This is a genomic window from Methylobacterium sp. WL69 (assembly GCF_008039485.1).
Lineage (GTDB): Bacteria > Pseudomonadota > Alphaproteobacteria > Rhizobiales > Beijerinckiaceae > Methylobacterium.
The window spans coordinates 1-20105 of record NZ_VRUZ01000003.1; the positions used below are offsets into that span (position 1 = coordinate 1).

Annotated in this window: 21 protein-coding genes and 1 tRNA gene; 5 read left to right on the forward strand and 17 right to left on the reverse strand. The window is 69.2% G+C overall.

Annotation, left to right across the window (positions count from 1 at the left end; translation table 11 throughout):
• Together FV218_RS22590 and FV218_RS01540 are read left to right on the forward strand one after the other, a co-directional pair.
• On the forward strand, window positions 1-388 hold a 388-nt coding region (locus FV218_RS22590; RefSeq protein WP_187272933.1), incomplete at its 5' end, for a hypothetical protein.
• Window positions 385-687: a hypothetical protein gene (locus tag FV218_RS01540; protein WP_246684943.1), complete on the forward strand. Its 303-nt coding sequence runs from the start codon at window positions 385-387 to the stop codon at window positions 685-687. The genes FV218_RS22590 and FV218_RS01540, both read left to right, overlap by 4 nt.
• Window positions 688-741: 54 nt before the next feature.
• Here the strand turns inward: FV218_RS01540 and FV218_RS01545 are convergent, their stop codons facing one another.
• The 9 genes from FV218_RS01545 to FV218_RS01585 form a co-directional block, all read right to left on the reverse strand.
• Window positions 742-951, reverse strand: coding sequence for a hypothetical protein (locus FV218_RS01545; protein ID WP_056094509.1), 210 nt, complete (start codon window positions 949-951; stop codon window positions 742-744).
• Window positions 952-1139: 188 nt separating this feature from the next.
• Window positions 1140-1814 (reverse strand): HAD family hydrolase, encoded by a 675-nt coding sequence (locus FV218_RS01550; RefSeq protein ID WP_147708454.1) that lies wholly within the window; start codon window positions 1812-1814, stop codon window positions 1140-1142.
• Between the two features lie 124 nt (window positions 1815-1938).
• The gene (locus FV218_RS01555; RefSeq protein ID WP_056094515.1) at window positions 1939-2223 is read right to left on the reverse strand and encodes a hypothetical protein; all 285 of its coding nucleotides are present in this window, start codon (window positions 2221-2223) and stop codon (window positions 1939-1941) included.
• Between the two features lie 185 nt (window positions 2224-2408).
• The gene (locus FV218_RS01560) at window positions 2409-2855 is read right to left on the reverse strand and encodes a DUF2934 domain-containing protein (RefSeq protein ID WP_147708455.1); all 447 of its coding nucleotides are present in this window, start codon (window positions 2853-2855) and stop codon (window positions 2409-2411) included.
• Between the two features lie 74 nt (window positions 2856-2929).
• Window positions 2930-3190 carry a hypothetical protein gene (locus tag FV218_RS01565; protein ID WP_147708456.1) on the reverse strand — a complete coding sequence of 87 codons (261 nt, stop codon included), beginning with the start codon at window positions 3188-3190 and terminating at the stop codon, window positions 2930-2932.
• 31 nt (window positions 3191-3221) lie between these two features.
• Window positions 3222-3452: a hypothetical protein gene (locus FV218_RS23050; RefSeq protein ID WP_246684944.1), complete on the reverse strand. Its 231-nt coding sequence runs from the start codon at window positions 3450-3452 to the stop codon at window positions 3222-3224.
• A 637-nt stretch (window positions 3453-4089) separates the two neighbouring features.
• Window positions 4090-4566: a hypothetical protein gene (locus FV218_RS01575; RefSeq protein ID WP_246684945.1), complete on the reverse strand. Its 477-nt coding sequence runs from the start codon at window positions 4564-4566 to the stop codon at window positions 4090-4092.
• A gap of 27 nt (window positions 4567-4593) precedes the next feature.
• On the reverse strand, window positions 4594-5856 hold the full coding sequence (locus FV218_RS01580) for a methyltransferase (protein ID WP_056094531.1): 1263 nt from the start codon (window positions 5854-5856) through the stop codon (window positions 4594-4596).
• The gene (locus FV218_RS01585) at window positions 5853-6599 is read right to left on the reverse strand and encodes a TlyA family RNA methyltransferase (RefSeq protein ID WP_056094533.1); all 747 of its coding nucleotides are present in this window, start codon (window positions 6597-6599) and stop codon (window positions 5853-5855) included. Before FV218_RS01585 ends, FV218_RS01580 begins: the two co-directional genes overlap by 4 nt.
• Window positions 6600-6840: 241 nt before the next feature.
• Between FV218_RS01585 and FV218_RS01590 the strand changes: the two genes are divergently transcribed.
• Window positions 6841-8394 (forward strand): CYTH and CHAD domain-containing protein, encoded by a 1554-nt coding sequence (locus FV218_RS01590; protein WP_056094535.1) that lies wholly within the window; start codon window positions 6841-6843, stop codon window positions 8392-8394.
• 13 nt (window positions 8395-8407) lie between these two features.
• Here FV218_RS01590 and rlmB read toward each other — a convergent pair whose 3' ends face one another.
• Window positions 8408-9205, reverse strand: coding sequence for a 23S rRNA (guanosine(2251)-2'-O)-methyltransferase RlmB (gene rlmB, locus FV218_RS01595; RefSeq protein ID WP_056094537.1), 798 nt, complete (start codon window positions 9203-9205; stop codon window positions 8408-8410).
• A 156-nt stretch (window positions 9206-9361) separates the two neighbouring features.
• Between rlmB and FV218_RS01600 the strand changes: the two genes are divergently transcribed.
• A tRNA-Glu gene (locus FV218_RS01600) sits at window positions 9362-9437 on the forward strand.
• 270 nt (window positions 9438-9707) lie between these two features.
• Here FV218_RS01600 and FV218_RS01605 read toward each other — a convergent pair.
• From FV218_RS01605 to FV218_RS01615, 3 genes are all read right to left on the reverse strand, one after another.
• Window positions 9708-11582 (reverse strand): hypothetical protein, encoded by a 1875-nt coding sequence (locus FV218_RS01605; protein ID WP_147708458.1) that lies wholly within the window; start codon window positions 11580-11582, stop codon window positions 9708-9710.
• Window positions 11583-11632: 50 nt separating this feature from the next.
• Window positions 11633-13459, reverse strand: coding sequence for a flagellar hook-associated protein FlgK (gene flgK, locus FV218_RS01610; protein WP_147708459.1), 1827 nt, complete (start codon window positions 13457-13459; stop codon window positions 11633-11635).
• A gap of 187 nt (window positions 13460-13646) precedes the next feature.
• Window positions 13647-15098, reverse strand: a complete 1452-nt coding sequence (locus FV218_RS01615) for a flagellar hook-basal body complex protein (RefSeq protein WP_147708460.1) — start codon at window positions 15096-15098, stop codon at window positions 13647-13649.
• Between the two features lie 536 nt (window positions 15099-15634).
• On the opposite strand from FV218_RS01615, the gene FV218_RS01620 reads away from it, so the two are divergent.
• Complete coding sequence (locus tag FV218_RS01620; protein WP_147708461.1) at window positions 15635-16672, forward strand: hypothetical protein; 1038 nt, start codon at window positions 15635-15637, stop codon at window positions 16670-16672.
• Window positions 16673-16811: 139 nt separating this feature from the next.
• Here FV218_RS01620 and FV218_RS01625 read toward each other — a convergent pair whose 3' ends face one another.
• The 4 genes from FV218_RS01625 to FV218_RS01635 all read right to left on the reverse strand — a co-directional run bounded on the left by FV218_RS01625 (window position 16812) and on the right by FV218_RS01635 (window position 19977).
• Window positions 16812-17408: an acyltransferase gene (locus tag FV218_RS01625; protein WP_187272934.1), complete on the reverse strand. Its 597-nt coding sequence runs from the start codon at window positions 17406-17408 to the stop codon at window positions 16812-16814.
• Between the two features lie 44 nt (window positions 17409-17452).
• A complete protein-coding gene (locus tag FV218_RS22595) occupies window positions 17453-17770 on the reverse strand; it encodes a hypothetical protein (protein ID WP_187272935.1) in 318 nt (105 codons plus the stop codon).
• A gap of 29 nt (window positions 17771-17799) precedes the next feature.
• Window positions 17800-19272 (reverse strand): type II and III secretion system protein family protein, encoded by a 1473-nt coding sequence (locus tag FV218_RS01630; protein WP_187272936.1) that lies wholly within the window; start codon window positions 19270-19272, stop codon window positions 17800-17802.
• A 207-nt stretch (window positions 19273-19479) separates the two neighbouring features.
• Window positions 19480-19977, reverse strand: a complete 498-nt coding sequence (locus FV218_RS01635) for a tetratricopeptide repeat protein (RefSeq protein ID WP_246684946.1) — start codon at window positions 19975-19977, stop codon at window positions 19480-19482.
• Window positions 19978-20105: the final 128 nt, after the last annotated feature.

A 20105-nucleotide genomic window follows, 5' to 3' on the forward strand; every position in this document is an offset into this window, starting at 1 on the left:
GGCCGCCCCCGCCCCCGTCGCGGCCCCGGCGGCGCCCGCCGTGATCGGTTGCGCGTCGCTCGCCAATCTGCGCCTCCTCCTGCGCCAGACCGGCAACGATCCCGCCAAGGCGGCGACCCACCTGTCCGACGACAAGGCGGACCATCTGGGATGCTCGATTCTCGGCCGCGAGGCCGTGACGGCGCTCGCCGACCATGCCGCCCTCAACGGAAGTGCCTACGATTGCGTCACGATTCGGACAACAAGCGTGTGTCAGTGGACCGTCGCCGGGTCCGTGACGCCGGCCGAGCAGGCGCGTCCGGGACGCCGGGCCCAGCCCGATACCGGTAAGGCTGCACCGGGCAAGAGCGCGCCGGACAAGGGCGGACAGGAAAAAACGCCGCGATGAAACATGCCATTGGTGCCTTGGGCGGCGCAGTCCTGTTGCTGGCCGGGGCCGCGGCCGCCGCGCCGGAGTCCGCACGGCCGATCATCGCCTGCGAGACCCTCGTTGGGCTTCGCCTGCTGATGGGCGACGGTGCCATGGACCACATGGCCGCCCTGGCGCGCCTCTCCCGGCATCCGGCCTGCCGCTTGGTTCCGCGTGACCGGGTCGGTGCCGCCGAGCAGCGGGCGATGATCGGCGGCGCACCGTTCGAGTGCCTTACGGTTCGGGACGAGGGCCGCTGCGGCTGGGTGATGCCCTGAAGACCCGCTCGGCCAAGCTCGGCCGCGACCCCGGCTGATCCTGCGCCGGGACGTTCAGGCGCTCAGGGGAGCACCGATTCTGGCGCGGAGCTGATGGCGCAGGTTCTGGTTGGCGGTCGCATCGGCGTCGAGGGCAGACATCAGACGCAGGAGGCGGCTGATGGGTGTCGAACGGTCCTGAACCGCTGCGGCGATCAGGTCCTGAAGCGGCGTCTGCTCGCAGGGAAACTGGGTGGTCTCGCTCGAAAGGGCCGGCTGGAGCATGGGTCCGCGAATCCGTCGCTGTGTTCAGGCTAATCCCGCGCGGCTCGCTACGCCATGGGATCGCGCGGCGCCACCCCTTTTTGCCGCCTATCCATAGCCGGCATGGAATTTATCGCCCGACTGGCCGTATTCGTCGGAAATGCGTGGATATCCATGTGTGGGAAAGCACACGGTTCCGGCGGGGCGCTTCACCGGGCCAGGGGCGATTCGCCGTAGCGGTCGCACAGATCCTGCGGGTCCGACGCGATGGCGACGCACCCGGCCGTGCGCAGTTCGGTTTCCGAGACTCCGCCGCACAGGACACCGATGGTCGGCAGGCCAGCCTTGGCCGCGGCCTGCACATCGTAGGCGGTGTCGCCGACCACGAGGCTGTCCCAGGCGTTCAGGGGGGCGAGCTTGGCAAGCGCCGACGCGAAGATGTCGGGAAACGGCTTCGAGCGCTCGGCATCGTCCGATGTCGTAGTCACCGAAACCAGGTCGGCGATGTCCAGAAGCTCCTTGTAATGCGCGACCTCGTCGGCCTTGCCGGACGAGGCCAGCGCGATGGTCTGGCCCTCGGTCCTGATCCGCTCGAACAGGGGGCGGACGCCCGGGAACGGCCGGACCTTGTCGAGGAAGTTCCGCTTGAACAGGTCGGAGCGGTAGGCCTCCATGGCCTTGCCCTCGCGCTTCACCCGGTCCCGGTCGACGAAGACGGGAAGCAACTGGTCCCCGCCCTTGCCGATCTGGCTGCGGACCTTCGCGTGCTCCGTCTCGATGCCGAAATGCGCGAAAGCCTCGACCCAGGCCTGGGCATGGAGATCGACGCTGTCGAGGAGCGTCCCATCGATATCGAAGATCACCGCCCTGACCGCTGACGCCATGTGTCCTGCCCCGTATCGACGGACAGGGCGCGCGTCCGGACGGGACGCGCCGGCCGAACCGTCGATGCTGCGCGAACGGTCGGCGTGCTCCGTCGTTCCGTCTCCGCCTAGAAGATGTGCTGCCTCAGCGCGGGAAGATGTGCAGGCCGTCGTCGGGCAGAAGGTTGCGGGCGGGGCCGCCGGTCTGCTGGCCGCGGCCCTGCTGGTAGTAGGGCAACTCGGGGCGGCGGTCGTTGTCGCTGCCGGAATCGTACTCGTAGGGGCGGCTCCACGGGGCGCGGCCGCCGACACCCGCCACGGTCTCGACCTCGCCCGGGATGGGGGCGGTGCCGTAGCCGTAGGGCGTGGCCTGCCCGGTCACGGGGACGGCGATGGCGAGGGCGACGAGGGTGGGAAGAAGGGTCTTCATGAGCGACCTCGCGGAATGCGGCCGGAGCCAAGGTCGCCGGCGGCACGGCAACGGACGGGGAGTGTTCCGTGACCCAACGTCACGCTTGATCGGCCTGTTCCCGTGTGGACGCTCGAAACGGCGAAGCCCGCCGTCCTGTTCGAACGGCGGGCTTCGAGGGCATTGGAAACGGGCGCGGGACGCCGTCAGTGCATGACCACTCCGGCCTCGAACGCCTTGGCGCGGGACGCCGCAGTCCGGGCGGAGGGGGCCTTGGCGGGAGCGGCTGTGGCCGAAGCCGCCTTGGCGGAGGCCGACTTCGTGGACGCCGACTTGGTCGTCGCGGATTTGGCTGCGGCCGTCTTCGGGGCGGCGGTCTTGGTGGTCTTGGCAACCGCGGCCTTGGCGGGCTTCGCGGTCTCGGCGACTGCCTTGGCGGCGGCGCTGCGGGCACCGGCCTTGGGCTTCAGGGCGCGGGCTGGGCTCGGCGCCAAGCTGATCTCGGCGGCCACCGGACGGACCTGGACGGGCGTGTCGGCGCAGAACTCGCGCTCGGCCCGCAGCCAATGCTCGGTGGCGTGGCCGAACACCCGGCCTTCGCCCTCCCAGATGAAGTAGGCGCGTTCGCGCACCTGTTGCTCGAAAGGATGCATCGCGGTCTCCCCGTGGATTCGAGGCCGACGATGAAAGCGGACGGTTAATGCCGGGTTAACCGTTCCCGGAGGCCTCAGCCCCTGGTCAGGCGCCGGACATTGGCCCGCACCTTTCGGCGATATCCGGCGACCACCTTGGCGGTGGAGCCGCCCGCGGCCATGAGCAGGGCCGCCTCGTTGGCGGCCGTGATCTTCTCGCTCACCATGCGGTGCGCCTCGGCCTGGGCACCGCTTCCGCCGGCGGCGAGCTTGGCCAGCCGCAGGCCGATCACCTGCTGGGATTCCATCGCCAGCAGCGTCGCGTCGAGACCCAGCTTCCACCACGCACCGTACATGCTGTCTTCTCCGTGCGCGGTTACCCCGCCGTCAATCGAACGAGCGGCCCTTCGCGGCGGACCCGCCCAGGCTGATCTTCTTCGGGGGCGAGCCGGCGAGGCTGATCTTGCGGGCCGGAGCGGGCGCGGCCTCCGTCGGGACGGCGGGCCGGGCCGGCTTCATCCGCGACTGGCCAAAGACCACCGAGCCGATCTCGCCGGCGACGCGCACGAGGTCGTCGCGTTCGCAGGCCCGGGCCACCGTGAGGCCGAGCTGGTGCATGTGGCTCTTGCCGTAGAGGTAGACCGCGAGCTTCGAGCGGGTCGGTTCGGCGATGGTGGCCAGGAGTTCGGGCAGGTCGTCGGCATCGGCCCGGTAGACCTCTCCCAGGAGATCGAGGGAGACCGGGCAGGCAGCCGGTGCAGACCGACGCGATGGCGATACGGGCGCGGCGCTCGGCCCGTGCCCAGACCGCCTCGTTGCGGGCGCGGGCCTGACGGACCTCGTCGTCCGTCATCGCCCCCGATCCGACGCCGAGGTCGCGCGGCGTCTCACCGGGCGGCCTGATGCGCAGGAGAAGCGGTTCCAGCGCCGGCTCCTGTGCCCTAGCCGGCGGGATAGCAGCCGGGAGGCTCAGTACGCCAGTGGCCAGGACGGCGAAGCGGACGAGGATCGAACGGCGCATCGGCTCCCCGGTCGGCTGTGGTGCCGGCGGACGATCGCCGCCGCATGGTTAAGAAGAGCTTACCGCCATGAACCGTGCGATGACGCAGCGGCAACCCGCCCAATCGACCGCACTGCAGCATGACCCTACCGTCGCGCCATGGACACCACAATCTGGCTCTGGATGGCCGCGGCCGTTACCTACTCCGGCTACATGGTCTTCGCGATGCGGTCGTGAGGGCGTCGCGGTTGCGCGTCAGGTCCGGTCGTCCTTGTCGATGACCGCGCAGGCCGTGACCGGACCGTCGGCGGAATTTGAGACCGAGCAGGTGACCAGAGCCTTGCCCGCGTCGACCTTGCTGTGGCGCTTGGTCTCGGCACTCGTCCGTGCCGTGCGGCCGGCCTCAGCGATAGCCTCTGCGGTGAGCCCGTTGATGGCCTGCCCGGCACGCCCGAACAGCGCGAAGTAGCCCGCCGGCAGGGTCGGCCCCTTGAACTGGGCGCCCACGGCCGAGAGGTCGCCGCAGGCCAGGGTCAGGCCGACATCCTCGGCGGCCTTGAACTCGGCGAAGTCGATGGTTCGCCGCACCAGGGTCGCCCCCGTCGCCGCCATCACACGGTCGATGAGATCCCCGCATCGATCCGCCCGGGCCGGCGTTGCAAGGGCGAGGGAGAGGCCGAGGATCGTCAACGGGATGCGCATGAGGCGCCAACTAGGGGAGGCTCCGCGCATGTCGAGCCGGATCTTCTCTAGGGGGAATCACGCCAGGGACGCACGGCGCTTGCGCACGACGGTCCGGCGAAACACCCCCACCACCTCGACGTGGCTCGAATACTTGAACTGGTCCACGGGGGTGACGGTCTCCAGGCGGTAGCCGCCCGCCACCAGGGCGGCGGCGTCACGCGCGAAGGTGCCGGCATCGCACGCGACACCCACGACCAGGGGCACCTTGCTCTCGGCGATGCGGGCGGCTTGCGCCTGCGCTCCGGCGCGGGGCGGATCGAACACCACGGCGTCGTAGGCGTCGAGCTCGATGGGCAGGAGCGGGCGCCGGAACAGGTCGCGCCGCTCCGTGGTCACCCGGCGCAGGGACGGGGTCGCCCGCACGGCCCGGTCGAGGCTCGCCAGCGCCGCCGCCTCGCCCTCGACGGCGTGAACGTCGCAGCGTTGGGCGAGGGCCAAACTGAACGGTCCGCTGCCGGCGAAGAGATCGACGACGCGCTTGGTCTTCCTATCGAGGGCGGCGAGCACCAGGGCCGTCAGGGCTGTCTCGCCGGCCTGCGTCGCCTGGAGGAAGCCACCCGGCGGGGGGCTGAGACGGATGCCGCCGGCCTCGATGACGGGCGCGCGGCGCTCGACCAGGATCTCGCCGTGGAGCGACAGGCGGGCGAGGTCCAGCTCACCGGCCAGACGCACGAGGACGGCGCGGACGCCCTCGGCGACGGGTCCATGGCCCCGGACATCGACGTCGAGGCCGGCATCGGTGGCCGTGAAGGCGACGTCGAGGGGTTTGCGCCCATGGCCGAGGGGGGCGCTCAGCGCCGTCGCCACGACGGGGGCCCGGTGGAGGGCCTCCACGGTGATCGGGCAATGGTCGATGGCGACGAGGTCGTGGCTGCGGGCCGCCATCAGGCCGGCCCGGGCCCCCGATTCACCGGCCCGAACATGCAACGTCAGGCGGCGGCGGCCCTCGCCATGGGCGTCCCGAAGAGCCTCGGGCTCGGCGTCGAGGCCGGATTGCGACAGGGCCTGACCGACGAGCGCCCGCTTCCAGGCGGCGTAGGGCTCGGGGGCCCAATGCTGGACGGCACAGCCGCCGCAGGTTCCGAAATACGGGCAGAACGGATCGATCCGCTCCGGCGAGGCGGTCTCGACGGACAGAAGCTGCCCGCGCACGCCCTCGCGCCGGATGGCGACGCGCTCGCCCGGCAGGGCATAGGCCACCGCCGTGCCGTCCGTGGCCATGCCGTCGCCCCGCGCGCCGAGCTTGGCGATGGTGACGAGGTCGGGGGAATCGATCATGGAACTGCTTTCCGGCGTGCCCCGATGAGGAACTCGCGATTGCCGTCGCCGCCGGTGACGGGGGACGGGATCAGGCCGAGGATGGAGAATCCCACGCCTGCGATGAAGTCTCGGATCTCGGCGCAGACCGCGTCGTGGACGGCGGCGTCGCGGACGATGCCGCCGCGTCCGATCCGATCGCGGCCCGCCTCGAATTGGGGTTTGACGAGTGCGGCCAGGGCCGCCCCCTCCCCCATCAGGGTGGCGACCGCAGGCACCACGAGGCGGAGCGAGATGAAACTCACGTCGATGGCCACCAGCATCGGCGCCACCGGGATCGTCGCCGCGTCGAGGCTGCGGGCGTCGCGTCCTTCCAGGCTCGTCACCCGGGGATGGGTGCGCAGGGACGCGTGCAGCTGGTCGCGCCCGACATCGACGGCATAGACATAGGCGGCCCCGCGCCCGAGGAGCGCGTCGGTGAACCCGCCCGTGGAGGCCCCGACATCGAGGCAGGTCAGCCCAGCCGGAGCGAACCCGAAGGCGTCGAGGGCGGCGACGAGCTTGAGTCCACCGCGCGAGACGAAGGGGTGCGGCGCCTCAGCCTCGATCCGCGCATCCGGTGCGACGAGGTCGGAGGCACGCGCCACCACGCGGCCATCGGCCCGCACGAGGCCCGCCGCGATGGCGCCCTGCGCCCGGGCCCGGCTCTCGAAATGGCCGCGCTCGACCAGAAGGCGATCGGCCCTGATCCGGTCCCGCGTCATTCCCAAACTCAAACCTTCGGCGTCCTGCTGTCCGCACGCCGGCACGGATGGCCCTCCGCTACACCACAAAGTGGCGTCCGCGAACGAAAATCATGCACGCCTGGGTCGCGCCGCCGTCCACACCTGTCGCATACTGGCAAGCCAGAGCGCGACCGCCCATGGGGGAACGGACGCGGGACCACGGTCTTGAGGTCCCACCGTTCGGCCCTCTCCCGACCCGGCCGCCACAACAGGACTGACCATGACAACGCCGCGCGAGATCGAGCTGAAGCTGGAATGCGAGGTCGCCGACCTGGCCGCCCTCGCGAACCATCCCCTGCTGCGGGCGGACGGGACACCCGAGGCGGTGGTTCTCACCTCGACCTACTTCGACACGGCCAAGGGCGATCTGCGCAAGGGCGGCCTGACCCTGCGGGTGCGCCGGGAGGGCGACCGTCGCATCCAGACGGTGAAGGCGGCCTCCGCGAGCGCGGGCCTGTTCGACCGGGCGGAGTGGGAGTCCGATATCGCGGGCGAGACCCCCGACCTCGCGGTTCTGGCGGAGACGCCGGTGCCCGCCCTCCTGGCGGCGGCATCCAAAGCCGATCTCGTGCCTGTCTTCACCACCGTGGTCGACCGCACGACGCGTCTCGTCGTGCACGGCGCCTCGCTCATTTCCGCGACCCTCGATCAGGGGCGCATCGAGACGCCGGAGGGCGACGTGCCCCTCTGCGAAGTCGAGCTCGAACTCGACGAGGGCAGTCCCGCCGACCTGTTCGGCCTCGCCCAGGTGCTCGCCCAGACCGTGCCCCTGCGTCTCGGTGCCCTGAGCAAGAGCGCCCGGGGCTGGAGCCTCGTCGACGGCACCCTGCGCAAGTCCAGCAAGGCGGGTGCCGTGCGCCTCAATCCGGATGCCACGGCCGGTGAGGCGTTCCGGGCCGTCGCCCAAGCCTGCCTGCATCACCTGCGCCTGAACGAGGACGTGTTCCTCCACGGCCGCCACCCGGAGGGCCTGCACCAGATCCGCGTCGCCCTGCGGCGCCTGCGCTCGGCCCTCACCCTGTTCAAGCCGATCCTGGCGCCCGATCCCACCGCCGCGCAGTTGCGCGACGAGATCAAGCGGGTGACCGAGCCGTTCGGCCGGGCGCGCAATCTCGACGTCTTCCTCGAGACCACCCTCCCGGCGGAACTCGAGAAGCGGCCCGACGAGGCCGGTCTCCTCGACCTGCGCACGCGCCTGGAAGCCGAGCGCGACCGGGCGCACGATGCCGTCATCGCCACCCTCGAATCGCCGGCCTGGCGCAGCCTGATCCTCGATGTCGCCGCCTGGATCGAGACGGGGGCCTGGCGCACGGAAGGGGATGCGCAGGGCGATGGGCCCGCCCGCGACGCTCCGGCGGCGGAGTTTGCCGCCGATATCCTCGACCGCATCCGCGGCCGCATCCGCAAGCGCGGCCGCCACCTCGAACGCCTCGATGCCGAAGCCCGCCACCGCGTGCGCATCGAAGGCAAGAAGCTGCGCTACGGGGCCGAGTTCTTCGCCAGCCTCTACACCGACAAGAAACCGCACCGGCGCCACAAGGCCTTCGTCCAGGCCGTGTCCGAACTCCAGGACCACCTCGGCGCCCTGAACGACATGGCCACCGCCCACGAGGTTCTGGCCAGCTTGGCCACGGAGGGCAGCACGATCCCGGCCCCGACCCTGTTCGCCGCCGGTCTCACGGCGGGCGACAACGAGGTCGAAACCAAGGCGCTGCTCGGCAAGGCGGCGGACGCCCATGCCGACCTCGTCGATCTCAAGCCGTTCTGGCGCTGAGGCGGCCGCGCCCTCAGCGCTCGACGCTGAGGGCGTAGAGGGTGATGGCGGCGGCGTTCGAGACGTTGATGCTGCGGATCTCGCCCCGGAACGGGATCCGCGCCAGCACGTCGCAATTGTCGCGGGTGCGCTGGCGCAGGCCCTTGCCCTCGGCACCCAGCACGATCACCGCCGGACGCTTGGCCCCCAGGGTGTCGAGGTCGGTGCCGGCCTCCGAATCGAGGCCGATGCGGGTGAAGCCGCGCTTGCCCAGATCGATCAGCGCTTCCGAGAGGTTGCGCACGACGACGAGGGGCACGTGCTCCAGGCCACCCGAGGCCGACTTGGCGAGGACGCCGGTGGCGGTGGGCGAATGGCGCGCCGTGGTGATGATGCCCGCCACGCCGAAGGCGGCGGCGGTGCGCACGATGGCCCCGACATTGTGCGGATCGGTGATCTGATCGAGCGCCAGGAGCAGCGCGTCGTCCGGCAGGTCTTCGAGATCCGGCCCCGGCAGCGGATCGGCTTCGAGGTAGAGGCCCTGATGCACGGCGTCCGGTCCCAGGAGCGCGTTGATGGCGCTCGGCCGCACCAGTTCGGGATCGATGCGCAGCTGACCGATCTCCTCCGTCAGTCGCACCATGGCATTCTCCGTGGCGAGCAGCCGGTGCAGGCGCCGACCCTCGTTGGCGAGCGCCTGGGCCACGGGATGCCAGCCGTAGAGCACCACGTGGTCGCCCTCCGGCCCGGCCGGTCGGGGCCGGAACCGGTCGCCGCCGGGCCCGGGCCGTCTCGTCTGCCGGCCCGGCGGGCCGTCGCGTCGCGTGGTCATGAGGGTCGTCCGCTGTTGTCGTGCGCGGGCGGGACGCGCCCGCCGCTGTCTCCCGCGACAAACCGGCCACCGGCCCATTCGTCAAGCGACAAACTTGTCCGGAAACGCCCGTTGCCCCCGCCTCCGATCCCGCCTATAGAGGCCTCGCTCCGACCAGCGCCCTTCGTCTAGCGGTCCAGGACGTCGCCCTTTCACGGCGAAAACACGGGTTCGATTCCCGTAGGGCGCGCCATTCTCGGTGCAATCAGCGACCTTGCGGATGCTCATCGCCTCGTCGCGATGCAGGCGACTTCGCGGACGAGATGTCCCTTCAGTCAAACGGCGGCGTTCGGCGCTTCATACGCTTGACGGTGCCGGCTCGCGATCGGCCCGCAATTGTACCTATCCCGTAACTGCTTGAAGTTCGTTGATTTCGAAGGTCAATCAAACTTTGAATTCGACGTCTCGATCGATGCCGAGATCTTCGGCCTCGGGCTGCTGAGGCCGATCCTGAAATCTTCGATCACGACATGTAGTTCACCAGGGTTAGTTTCGAGAGCATCGAGGTGACCTGATAGCTCGCCTGCAACTGGTTCTGCACGGCGAGAAGGTTGGCCGCGACTTCCTCGGTGGAGATCGTGTCCGTCCCGTCGAGGGTATTCTGGAGCTGGGCGCGGGTGGCGCCGTTCTGCGCCTTGGCGTTGGTGATCTGGGCCGAGGCGAGGCTCAGTTCCGTGGCCACCTGGGCGATGCCCTGATCGTCCTGTTTGGGCGTGAGGACGGAGCGGACACGGTCGGTCAGCGCCGTGTAGCGGCTGCGCTCGCTCAACGCCAAGGTCCGGTCCGTGGCCGAGAGGGTCGCGTCGTTGGGGTCCTTGGTGCTGGCGAAGCCCTCGCTCGCCAGGGCGGCGATGCCCGACAGGGCATTGCGAATGCCGGTCTCGTTGGCCTGGGCACCGATCCCGATGGATTGGCCGCTGCTGACCTGCACGGTGGCCGTCCCGCGCGGGTCCGCCAGGCTCTCGTCGCCCGTGTACCAGATCACGGTCTTGCCGGCCGGGTTACTGGCGAAGCCGCCCTTGGCGGTATCCACCCGGCGGGGCGCGAACACGTCGGACTTCGAGCCCGCGAAAAAATCCTTCGCGGCCAGAACGGCGGACGAGGCCGAGAGCGTGGTGCCGGCGCTGGCCTTGGTTGTCGCGAACAGGGCCTGCTGCAGGTTCTGCGCGGTCACCACCGGGTCGGCGTCGATGAGGAACACCGACGGGTCCTTGCCGTCCGTGGTGGTCTTGGCCGTGAGGGTCAGTGTCGTCGTGGTGCCGTCGCGCAGGCCGAGGGTCACCGTGATGGTGTCGCCGTTCTGGGGCGGCGTCGTGCTGCTGACCGTCAGGGTGGTGCTGGCGGCCGTCCCGCCATTGAACGTCGCCGTGACGCCGGGCGGGGACGAACTCTGGGCGGCCGCGATCTGGCTGGTCCCGAGGGCGGTCTTCAAGCTGGCCCCGCTCGCGGCGGCATTTGCGCCGATGACGAATTCGTTGGTCGCTCCCGTCGTCGCCGTCCGCGCCGTGTAGTCGACGAAGGTCTGGCTGCCATCGGCCTGGTTGACGCTCACCCGGACCACGTCGCCGTCCTTCGGCTGCGTGCCGAATCCCAGGGTTACGGTCGGCGCGGCGGCCGCGGCGGCCACGGTGGGGCTGAACGCGGTCGGGTTGGAGCTTGTGATCGTCCCCAGGGTGAAGCCGAAATTGGCGCGGTCGGCCGCGGTCTTGCCGTTGTCGCCGGTGACGTTCGCGGGCTCCGAGATCGTGACCGTCGCCGTCGTGGTGGCCGGGATGCTCAGATTGCCCGTCCCTGGCGATCCGGTGGCCCCGTCGGCCGCCTTGCGCTCGGCGATCATCGCGGTGAGGCCGGCCTTGGTGCCCTCGCCGTTGAGGATCGCGTCGGCGGACGCCACCGGCGGGGTGTCGGTGGCGCGCCCCCCGAAAATGTAGGTTCCGGCGTAGTTCTGGTTCAGGGTATCGACGAACAGGTCGAGGTTGGCCGCCGCCGTGGTGCGGGTAGTGTCGCGGGCCGAGGATGAGCTCGTGTTGGTCAGTCCCGTGGCGATGGTGCTGACGGTGGTCGACGTGACCTTCGACAGGTTCTGCAGGCTGGCCGATCCGAGGGTGATGCGGTTGAGGGCGCCGGTGATGCTGGCGGCATACCCGTCGAGGCGGGCGACCTGCGCGTGCGCGGTCAGGCTCGTGGTGCGGGCGGCCCCCAGACCGCCATAGGTTTCCGCCACCCGCCCCGTGGAGAGCTGAGTGGTGAGGCCGTCAAGCTTCTCCTTGGTCGCGAGCAGGCGCTGCGTGTTCAGGGTGGTGTTGTAGCTGCCGGCCGCGAAAGGCGTGATGGTCATGGGCGCGAACTCGGGATCGAGGGGCGGTCGGTGGTCTGCGGGGGCATGCGTCAGATCCGCAGCAGGGTGTCGAGCATGTCGCGGGCGGCCGTGAGCACCCGCGCGTTGGCCCCATAGGCCGTCTGAAGCTGGATCAGGTTGGCCATCTCCTCGTCGATCTTGACGCCGGATTCGCCAGCGAATCGGCTCTGGGCCGTCGCGAGGGCGATCTGCTGGCCCTCGTCGAGGCTCAGGCTCGAGGCGGCGTTCGCCCCCTGCGCGTCGATGATGCGCAGGGCGAAGTCGGCCACGTTGGTGGTGAACGGCGCGCGCACGCCGCCGATACCGGAGGCGGACGAGAACGTGTGGGTGTTGGTCGTTAGTCCGGCCAGGAGGCGCTGAGGCCGCGTCGCGTCGCCGGATTGCGTGGTGGGGGACGAAAGGACGAGGGCACTGGTGTCGGCCTTGATCGCCGGGTTGAGGGCGATGCGCTGGGCAAACCCCGTCAGCTGTGAACCACCGTCGAAGTTGCCCGTGTAGAGGCCGTTGGCCCGGCCGGAATCGACGAACAGGGCGATCTCGGCGTTGTTGGCCGAGTTCTTGGTCTCGGTGGCGCTGGACGGCACCGTCACGGTGGCGCCCACCGTCCCGACGGCCGGCGTCGGCGACGCGGCGCTGCGGGTGATCGTGAGCTTTCCGCCGGTGACCGCGACGGAATAGTCCGCCCCGAGGGCCGCGCCGATGTTGGTCGCCATGGCGGCGTCGGTGGTGCCGAGGGTGAAGCTTCGGACCGAGCCGGCATCCACATCCCCGGGCCGGAACGCCGCGTTGCCGTCCTTCGAGGCGACGAGGGCGATCTGCGAGCCGTCCGCCAGGGCGAGGGTGATGCGGTTGCCGCTTTTCAGCCCGGCGATGTCGATGGCTGTGCCAGCCGGGGCGCTCACCGTGCGGTCGGTGGTGGATTGCGCCAGTCCGGCCGCCAGCTCGTCGAGCTGACGCTGGGCCTGAACCAGGGTGTCGTCGCGGGCGGTCACGGCGGCCGCGAGGGAGCCCGACCGCAGGGCACCCGTGGCGATGAGGTCGATCCGGGCGCCGCCGGGCGTGGTCGCCGTGATGGTGCCAACGCCGCTCTTCCCCGCATCGGCCGAATACAGGTTCCCGGGGCCGAGCACCGTGCGGCTGTCGAAGCCAAGCGACGCGGCTGTGCCGTGATCGACCAGGGTGACGCCCGACTGGGTCATGACCGTGATCGAGCCGTCGCCCACCTGGTTGGCCTGCACGTCCATGTACTGGGCGAGCTGGTTTATGGCCTGGTCGCGCTGGTCGAGGAGGTCGGGGCTCGCGCCGATGCCGTTGGCGGCGACGATCTTCACGTTGAGCTGGGCGATGGATTTGAGGAGCGAGCCGGCGCTCTTCACGTCGCTGGCGATCTGCGATTCCATCCCGGTGCGCAGGGTCTGGATGCCGTTGGCGATGGTGCCGATCCGGCTGGCCAGGGTCGCGCCGTTGCTGGCCACGGTGGCGCGCACCGAGCTGACCGTGGGATCGTTGGCCAGCGCCTGAAGCGACTGGGTGTAGCCGTTCACTACCCCGTCCAGCGACGTGCTGGAGCCGGGCACGCCGTAGAGCGCGTCGAGCTGCGTCGCGACGTTGGCGGCGGTGTTGGTGTAGGCCGCGCCCGAGGTCTCCAGGCGCAACTGCTTCTGCGAGGTTGCGTTCAGGATACGCGAGACCGTGCCGGCGTTGACGCCCGTCCCGTCGTTCTGGCTGACGGGCGACTGAATGCGCTTGACGTAGCCGACGGTGTTGACGTTGGCGATGTTCTGCGAAACGACGCCGATCTGCGCCTGCACGGCCTGCAGGCCGGCCGTGGCCGTGTTGATCGCATTCAGCGACATCGGGACAGCCTTTCTTCGTCGCGCACGGGTCTCGCCACCGCGGGACCATCGGAGGAGCGTTGGTCTCGCATCGGGGGCCGCCACCGCCACCCTGCCGCGGAATCGGGGTGGGAAAAGCGTCGGTTATTGGGCGTACCCGAAGAAATGATCCGGATGGTTACCCATCGGTTGACATCCGGATCGAACATTATCGGATGATATTGATCAGGTCGCTCATCATCGTCTGCGCCGTGGACATCACCCGGGTGTTGGCCGAGTAGGCCTGCTGGGTCACGATCATCTTCGAGAACTCGGCCGCGATGTCCGTATTCGACTGCTCGATCTCGCCACCGACCACGGACGAGCCGTTCAGGCCGGAGATCGGTGCGCCCGAATCCAGGGTCTGCGTGTAGTTGCCGTTGGCCTCGCCCTTCAGCGCGTCCGGGTTCTTGAACTGAACGATGCCGACCTGGGCGAGGGCGGCGGAGTTGCCGTTGGAATAGGTGCCGGTGATCTTGCCGTCCCTCGTCACCGCCAGCGAGGTCAGGGTGCCGGAGGCGTAGCCGTCCTGCTGGATCGTGTCCGTGCGGACAATGCCCTCGCTGGCGGCGTACTGGGTCAGGCCGCCGGCGGGGATGTTGAGGCCGATATTGCTGAGCTTGACCCCGTCCACGGTCAGGTTGGGGATCACCGGTGATGTCGGCTCGGTGAGCTGGCCGCCTTTGAAAATGAAGGCCTGCCCGGTGTTCTGCCAGGCGTCGTCGGCGGCACCGGCCTTCGAGTTCCCGAGGTAGAACAGGTTCCAAACATCGTCGGTGGCGGGTTTCGCCGGGACCGCCACGACGGGCGGAGTCGCCGTCGGATCGGCCGCGACGGCGGCGGTCGCCGCACCCCCGTTCTGAACCTTGGCCCAGCGCACCTGGACCGTCATGGGCGCGCCGGTCTCGGTGTAGGTGGTCAGTGATCCGCCCGAGAGCGTATCATTGAGGAACTTCGTCGTGTCGCCGCCTTTGATCCCCGTCCCGAGGGCGGGGGTCGTCGGATTGGCGAGGACGGGGGTATAGGCGCCCGAGGTCAGGGTCGTGAGCAATTCCGAGCCCGGCGTCGTCGCGGAAGCGTTCTTCGTCGAGGGCGTCATCGGCAGGTTCGCCGCATAGGCGATGCTGGTGGTGGGCTTGGCCGCCAGGGAGGCCGTCGAGATCTTGATTGGGCCGGTCCCGGTGGTCTGCCCGGTCCGAGGATCGAGGCTTTGGCCCGTGAGGTAGCCACCGGCGCCGTTGACGAGGTAGCCCAGGTTGTCCGATTTGAAATCACCACGCCGGGTATAGGACGGCGTCGGCGAGAAGCTGGCCTGGCCCGCCGCGTCGCCGGTCTTGGTCTGGACCGTGAAGAACCCCTGCCCGCTCAGCGCCATGTTGGTGTCGATGCCGGTGGAGATCAGGCCGCCCTGCAGGGTGTTGGTCAGGCGTGAGAAGGCGCCGACGGAACCGGACACCTGCTTGTTCAGGGGCTGCTCGGCGATCATGTCGACGAAGTTCGTATCGACCCGTTTGAACCCGGTGGTCTGCGAGTTGGCGATGTTGCCCGAGATGTTGTTCAGCGAATACGACTGGGCCTGGAGGCCCGACACCGCCGTCTGCAACGCACTGAAGATGTCCATGATCGGCCTTGGGGTCCGCGGGGGATGCTTCCCCTCGGATCAGCAATCCGTGTGCCGCCGTTGTTTGTTAGGCTTTTCAAGGGTTTAGTGAGAGTCCTGACTTCTCCTGCAGGCTGCGTATCGGCAAGATCTGCCGCGCTGTGGGCGCTTTGTGCCGGGGCGCCACCTCGACCATCAGCAGCAATTGTCCTCCGGGGCGATGGCGGGCGATCTGTTTCACGAAAACCGGCGACACGAGCAACGCACCGACGGTCTCGACGTGATCATCGAGGCAATCGGAAGCTTGGCGCGCCCGGTCCGTTCCCCGACGCGGAAGCGGCCCGGATCGGGTTCACGCGCTCATTCCTCGGCCTGGACCTTGCCCCGCCCTCCGCCCCGGTTCTGCCGGAGGCGGACGACGCTCCCGCGGTCAGCCGGCGATCGCGAACCCGCTCCGCCGTGGGACCCGTCGACGGACTCGATCCCGGTGACGGCCACCGACGCCGCGTGCCCATCACGCTGGGGCACCCTGCCCCCTTCGCGCCTTCAACCCTCCCTTGACACTGGCGACCGTAAGTTATGTGAGGCATTCCTATGCGGATCCGGAAGGCTCTGAGTGCAATCATGCGGCTGCTGGATACTCTCAACCGATGAAATGGATCAAAGCCCTGTTCGGCCCCAGCGCCCGCCGCGAAACCGACCCAACCCTCGAATCCGATTACCATCTTCTCGCCCGCAGCGACCTGTTCGACAGCGGCTACTATCTGCGCGAGAACCCCGATGTCGCCGAGGCCGCGGCGGATCCGATCACGCATTACCTTGCCATCGGCTTCTTGGAAGGGCGCGAGCCGTCCGCTTTCTTCGACGGCACCCGCTACTGGGAGGCAGATCCGTCCATCAAAGCCGCTGGCATCAATCCCCTCGTGCACTGGCTCCGCGCCGGTGCCGGCGAGGGCCGGTCCGCGCCCGTCCGAACGGACAAAGCGTCGTTACCCGGCGAAGTCCGGTCCGACTATGCCCTGGTGGCGCGCAGCGGCCTGTTCGACATCGGCTACTATCTGACCGGCAATCCGGATGTCGGCGCCTCGGGCGAGGACCCCATCGTTCACTACCTTCAGGTTGGATACCTCGACGGACGCGAGCCCTCGGCGTTCTTCGATGGCAACCGCTACCGTGCCGAGAATGCCGATGTGCGCGAAGCACGCGTCAACCCGCTGGTCCACTGGCTTCGTCTCGGCAGCGCCGAGGGGCGCTTGGCTCCGGTCCGGTCCGCGTCTTCACCGGACCGGCCTGGAACCGATTATGCCTTGGTGGCCCGCAGCGGCCTGTTCGATGCGGCCTACTACCTCAAGACCAATCCCGCGATCGCGGGGAGCGGCCTCGATCCCATCGTTCACTACATCACCGATGGCTTCCGCGAAGGGCGGGAACCGGCCGCGTTCTTCGACGGCAAGGCCTACGCCGAGCGCTACCCGGACGTTCAGGCGGCGGGAACCGCCCCCCTCGTTCATTGGATGCGCGTGGGCAAGGCGGAGGGGCGTCGCCCACCAATCCGGGCGCCGCAGCCTCCGTGTCCGGCACCGAGCGCGGCCTGATCGCCCGTAGCGGCCTGTTCGACAGCTTCCTCCTGTCAATCAGTCCAGTCCGACGTGAGCGGTCACGGATGTCGGATCGCGCCGCGACGGTTGCATCCCAAGGGCGTTGCGGGGAGCGCTAGAAACCCGGAGCGGTGGCTCAGAACTCCCAGGTCACGCCGGTCCGCACGACACGCGCGGGGACGCCCGCGAGGGAGACGTTGGTGGGGAACGCACCCCGGACCAGGGAGCCGGCGCCGATCACGCTGTCGCGGCCGATCACGGCGTTGCGCAGGATCGTCGCCCCGCCCGCCGCCCAGACGTGATCGCCGATGGTGATGTCGCCGGCGGGATTGAGGCGTTCGCGGGTCACCACGTCGAGCACCTTGTGGACGTCGCTTGACGCGATGCGGCAGCCGGGCCCGAACAGGCAGAACGCGCCGATCCTGATGGTCGCGCGCTCGTGTGCCGTGATCTGGCTGCAGCCGTTGAACGAGCACCAAGCACCGATCTCGACCACGGCCCCTTCCGCGGAGGCCGTGACCACGAGCTGGTTGAGGTTCGTGTCCGCACCGACGATGACGGCGGCCCCGCCCGAGAGGATGAACTTGGCGGCATTCGGCGCGAAGGGTGTCTCGACGTGCAGGCGGTTGCCGCGGCCACGGATGGTGACGACGGCGTCGCTCTCCTCCAGAAACCGCGGCGACAGGGTGATCTGGTTGTCGTCCGGAAATTCGATGTCGAGTTGAACAGGCACCGTGCCCCCCGCGTCCTCCTGGTCCTTTTCGAATGCGCGCGGTCCTACCGGTTCAGCGGATTTCCCGCCGGCGGCGCCGCCGTCGCGCCGATGGGAACCGGAGCGATCCCGCCGCCGCCGCCGAAACCGGCCTGCGGATTGCGGTAGCGCTCGATGCCGTGCTGGAGGCGTTCGCCGTCCGTATCGCGCACGATCCGGGCGGAGGCCGGCGGCGACGGATCGATGACGTGGACCGCCATGTTGGCCTGGACGGCCTCGCCGGATTCGAGGGTCAGGGTGTCGCGCCGTTTAAGGTAATCGGTGCAGCCGGACACGGCCAGGGCCACCGCGACGATCACCGCGACGGCAAGGCCTGGACGCACCGCGCGCGCGGACCGACGTGCCGCCGGACTCAATTGAGCACCTGGACGGTGCCCTGCGGCACGGCAATGGCGGCGGGCAGCGTCGCCTCGGGCAGGATATGGCCGTGGGGCCCGACGGCGCCGCCGCGCTGATTCACGAACTGGCGCATGTTGCGGCGCAGCTCCGTCTTGCCGTTCACGAAGAAATCGACGTCGTTGGCCGGCACGCTCGCATCGAAGGGCGTCGCCAGCATCTGGCCCGGCCGCGCCGGATTGACCAGGGACGGGGTGACGATGACGACGAGCTCGGTCTCCCGCTCCTGAAACTCAGACGAGCGGAACAGGGCGCCCAGGACCGGGATCGATCCGAGCCAGGGCAACTGGTCGATGGAGCGGGTCGAGTTGGTCTGCAGCAGGCCGGCGATGGCGAAGCTCTGGCCGTCGCGGAGCTCGACATTGGTCTTGGCCCGGCGCTTGGTCAGGCCCGGCACCGAGATGCCGCCGCCCACCGCCACCGCCAGGGTTGGGTCGATGTCGCTCACCTCGGGCTCGAGCTGGAGATGGATCATGCCGTTGCGCAGGACCGTCGGGGTGAAGCCGAGCTTCACACCGAATTCCTTGTAGGACACGGTGATCTGCGGCGCGCCGTTGAGGCTCTGGTTGGCGATGGGGATCGGGATCTCGCCGCCGGCCAGGAATTCGGCCCGGTCGCCCGACATGGCGATGAGGTTCGGCTCGGCGAGGCGCCGCAGGAGGCCCTTGGTCTCCAGGGCGCTCACGAACAGGTCGAGCTGCCCGGCATTGCCCCGGAACCCCTGGACGAGGCTCGCGAACGGCACGCCGCCCGTGGTCGCGGCGTTGACCGCCGAGCCGACGATGCCCGAGATCACCCCGCCCGAGGACGAGACTGGGTTCTGGGCGCCGTAGGCGCCGACGCTGGCGAGGGTACTGCGTCCGCCGAACTCGAACCGCGCCCCGAGCTCGCGGCCGGCATTGCGGTTCACCTCGACGAAGCGGACCTTGAGCATCACCTGCTGGGGCGAGCGGACGCGGGTGAGGTTGAGGGTGCCGGGGGGGGCCACCTGCATGGCCCGGTCGACGCTCACCGCATCCCCCGCGACGCCGCCGAGGATCACGCGCTCGCCCTGGCTCTCCACGCGCAGGCCCGGATCGCCGGTGCTCTGGCGGACCTGCGATTCGATGACGCCCGTGTCGGGCCGGACCTCGACGTCGATGAGGCCAACGAGCTTGCGCTCGGAATCTATGAGGGACACGTTGGTGGTGCCTGCGCGCTTGCCGAGGACGTAGAGGGTCCGGTCACTGATCGGCACCACGTCGGCGATGTCCGACGACCCGACGAGAACGTCGGCGAAGGCGCTGCCGACCTTCACGGTCTGAGACTTGTTGATCGTCAGCTTCAGGCGGCTCAGGATCGCGTTGCCGCCCGTGCGCGGCACAGCACGGACCTGGGCCCGCGCCTCGCCGACCGGCGCCGGGAGTACGGCGGCCGTCAACGACAGCACCACGGCGAGATCGATTACCCGGCGAAATGTCGGTCGAGCCTTTCGCCGGCAACCAATCACGCAAACATCCTTCTGGTTAAAATCAGGTTAAGCGGGTCGGCGCGGTCGCCACAAGATCAGGTGCTGATTGCCACAGTTTTATCGGGAGGAGAGAGGCGTTCGAGCAACGCTCGGGCGCGAATCGAACGATCAGATCGCGGCGCCGGCTTAAAAGGGCGTGGATCGGGTCGGACGCTGGGCCGAGCGCAAGATCTGAATATTGTTCAGGATCACGGTATTACCCGGGTCCATGGCCAGGGCCTGCTCGAACTGGCCGAGCGCCCGCTTGCCGTTTCCGCGCAGCATGTACGAATACCCCCGGTTGTTCACGATTTCGAGGGTTTCGCCGCTCAAGCTCGTGGCCTGATCGTAGGCCCGGTCGGCGAGTTCGTAGCGCCCGAGGTTGTCGTAGGACGCCGCGAGTCCGAGCCAGGCCGCCGCATCGTCCTTGTTGACCTCGACGGCCTGCCGGAAATTCCGCTCGGCCAGACCGTTGTTGCCGGCCGCGAGGTTCACCCGGCCGACCCGATAGGCCTCGTTGGTGGCCGGCAGCGTCGGCTCCACGCCGGGGACGACGGCGATCCCCTCGTCCGACCGGGTCTGACACCCGGCCAGCCACAGGCAGGCGCAGACCCCCATGGCCCGCACCGCACGATACACCCTCATCCGTCCGTTATCCTCGGCCAAGACGACGACCCTGCCATAGGAGCGGCCACGCTTGTATCCACGATCGCGCGATGACTGGGGAGAAGCATGGGACAGCTCTGAACATGCCGGGTGTCTCCCATACGGCG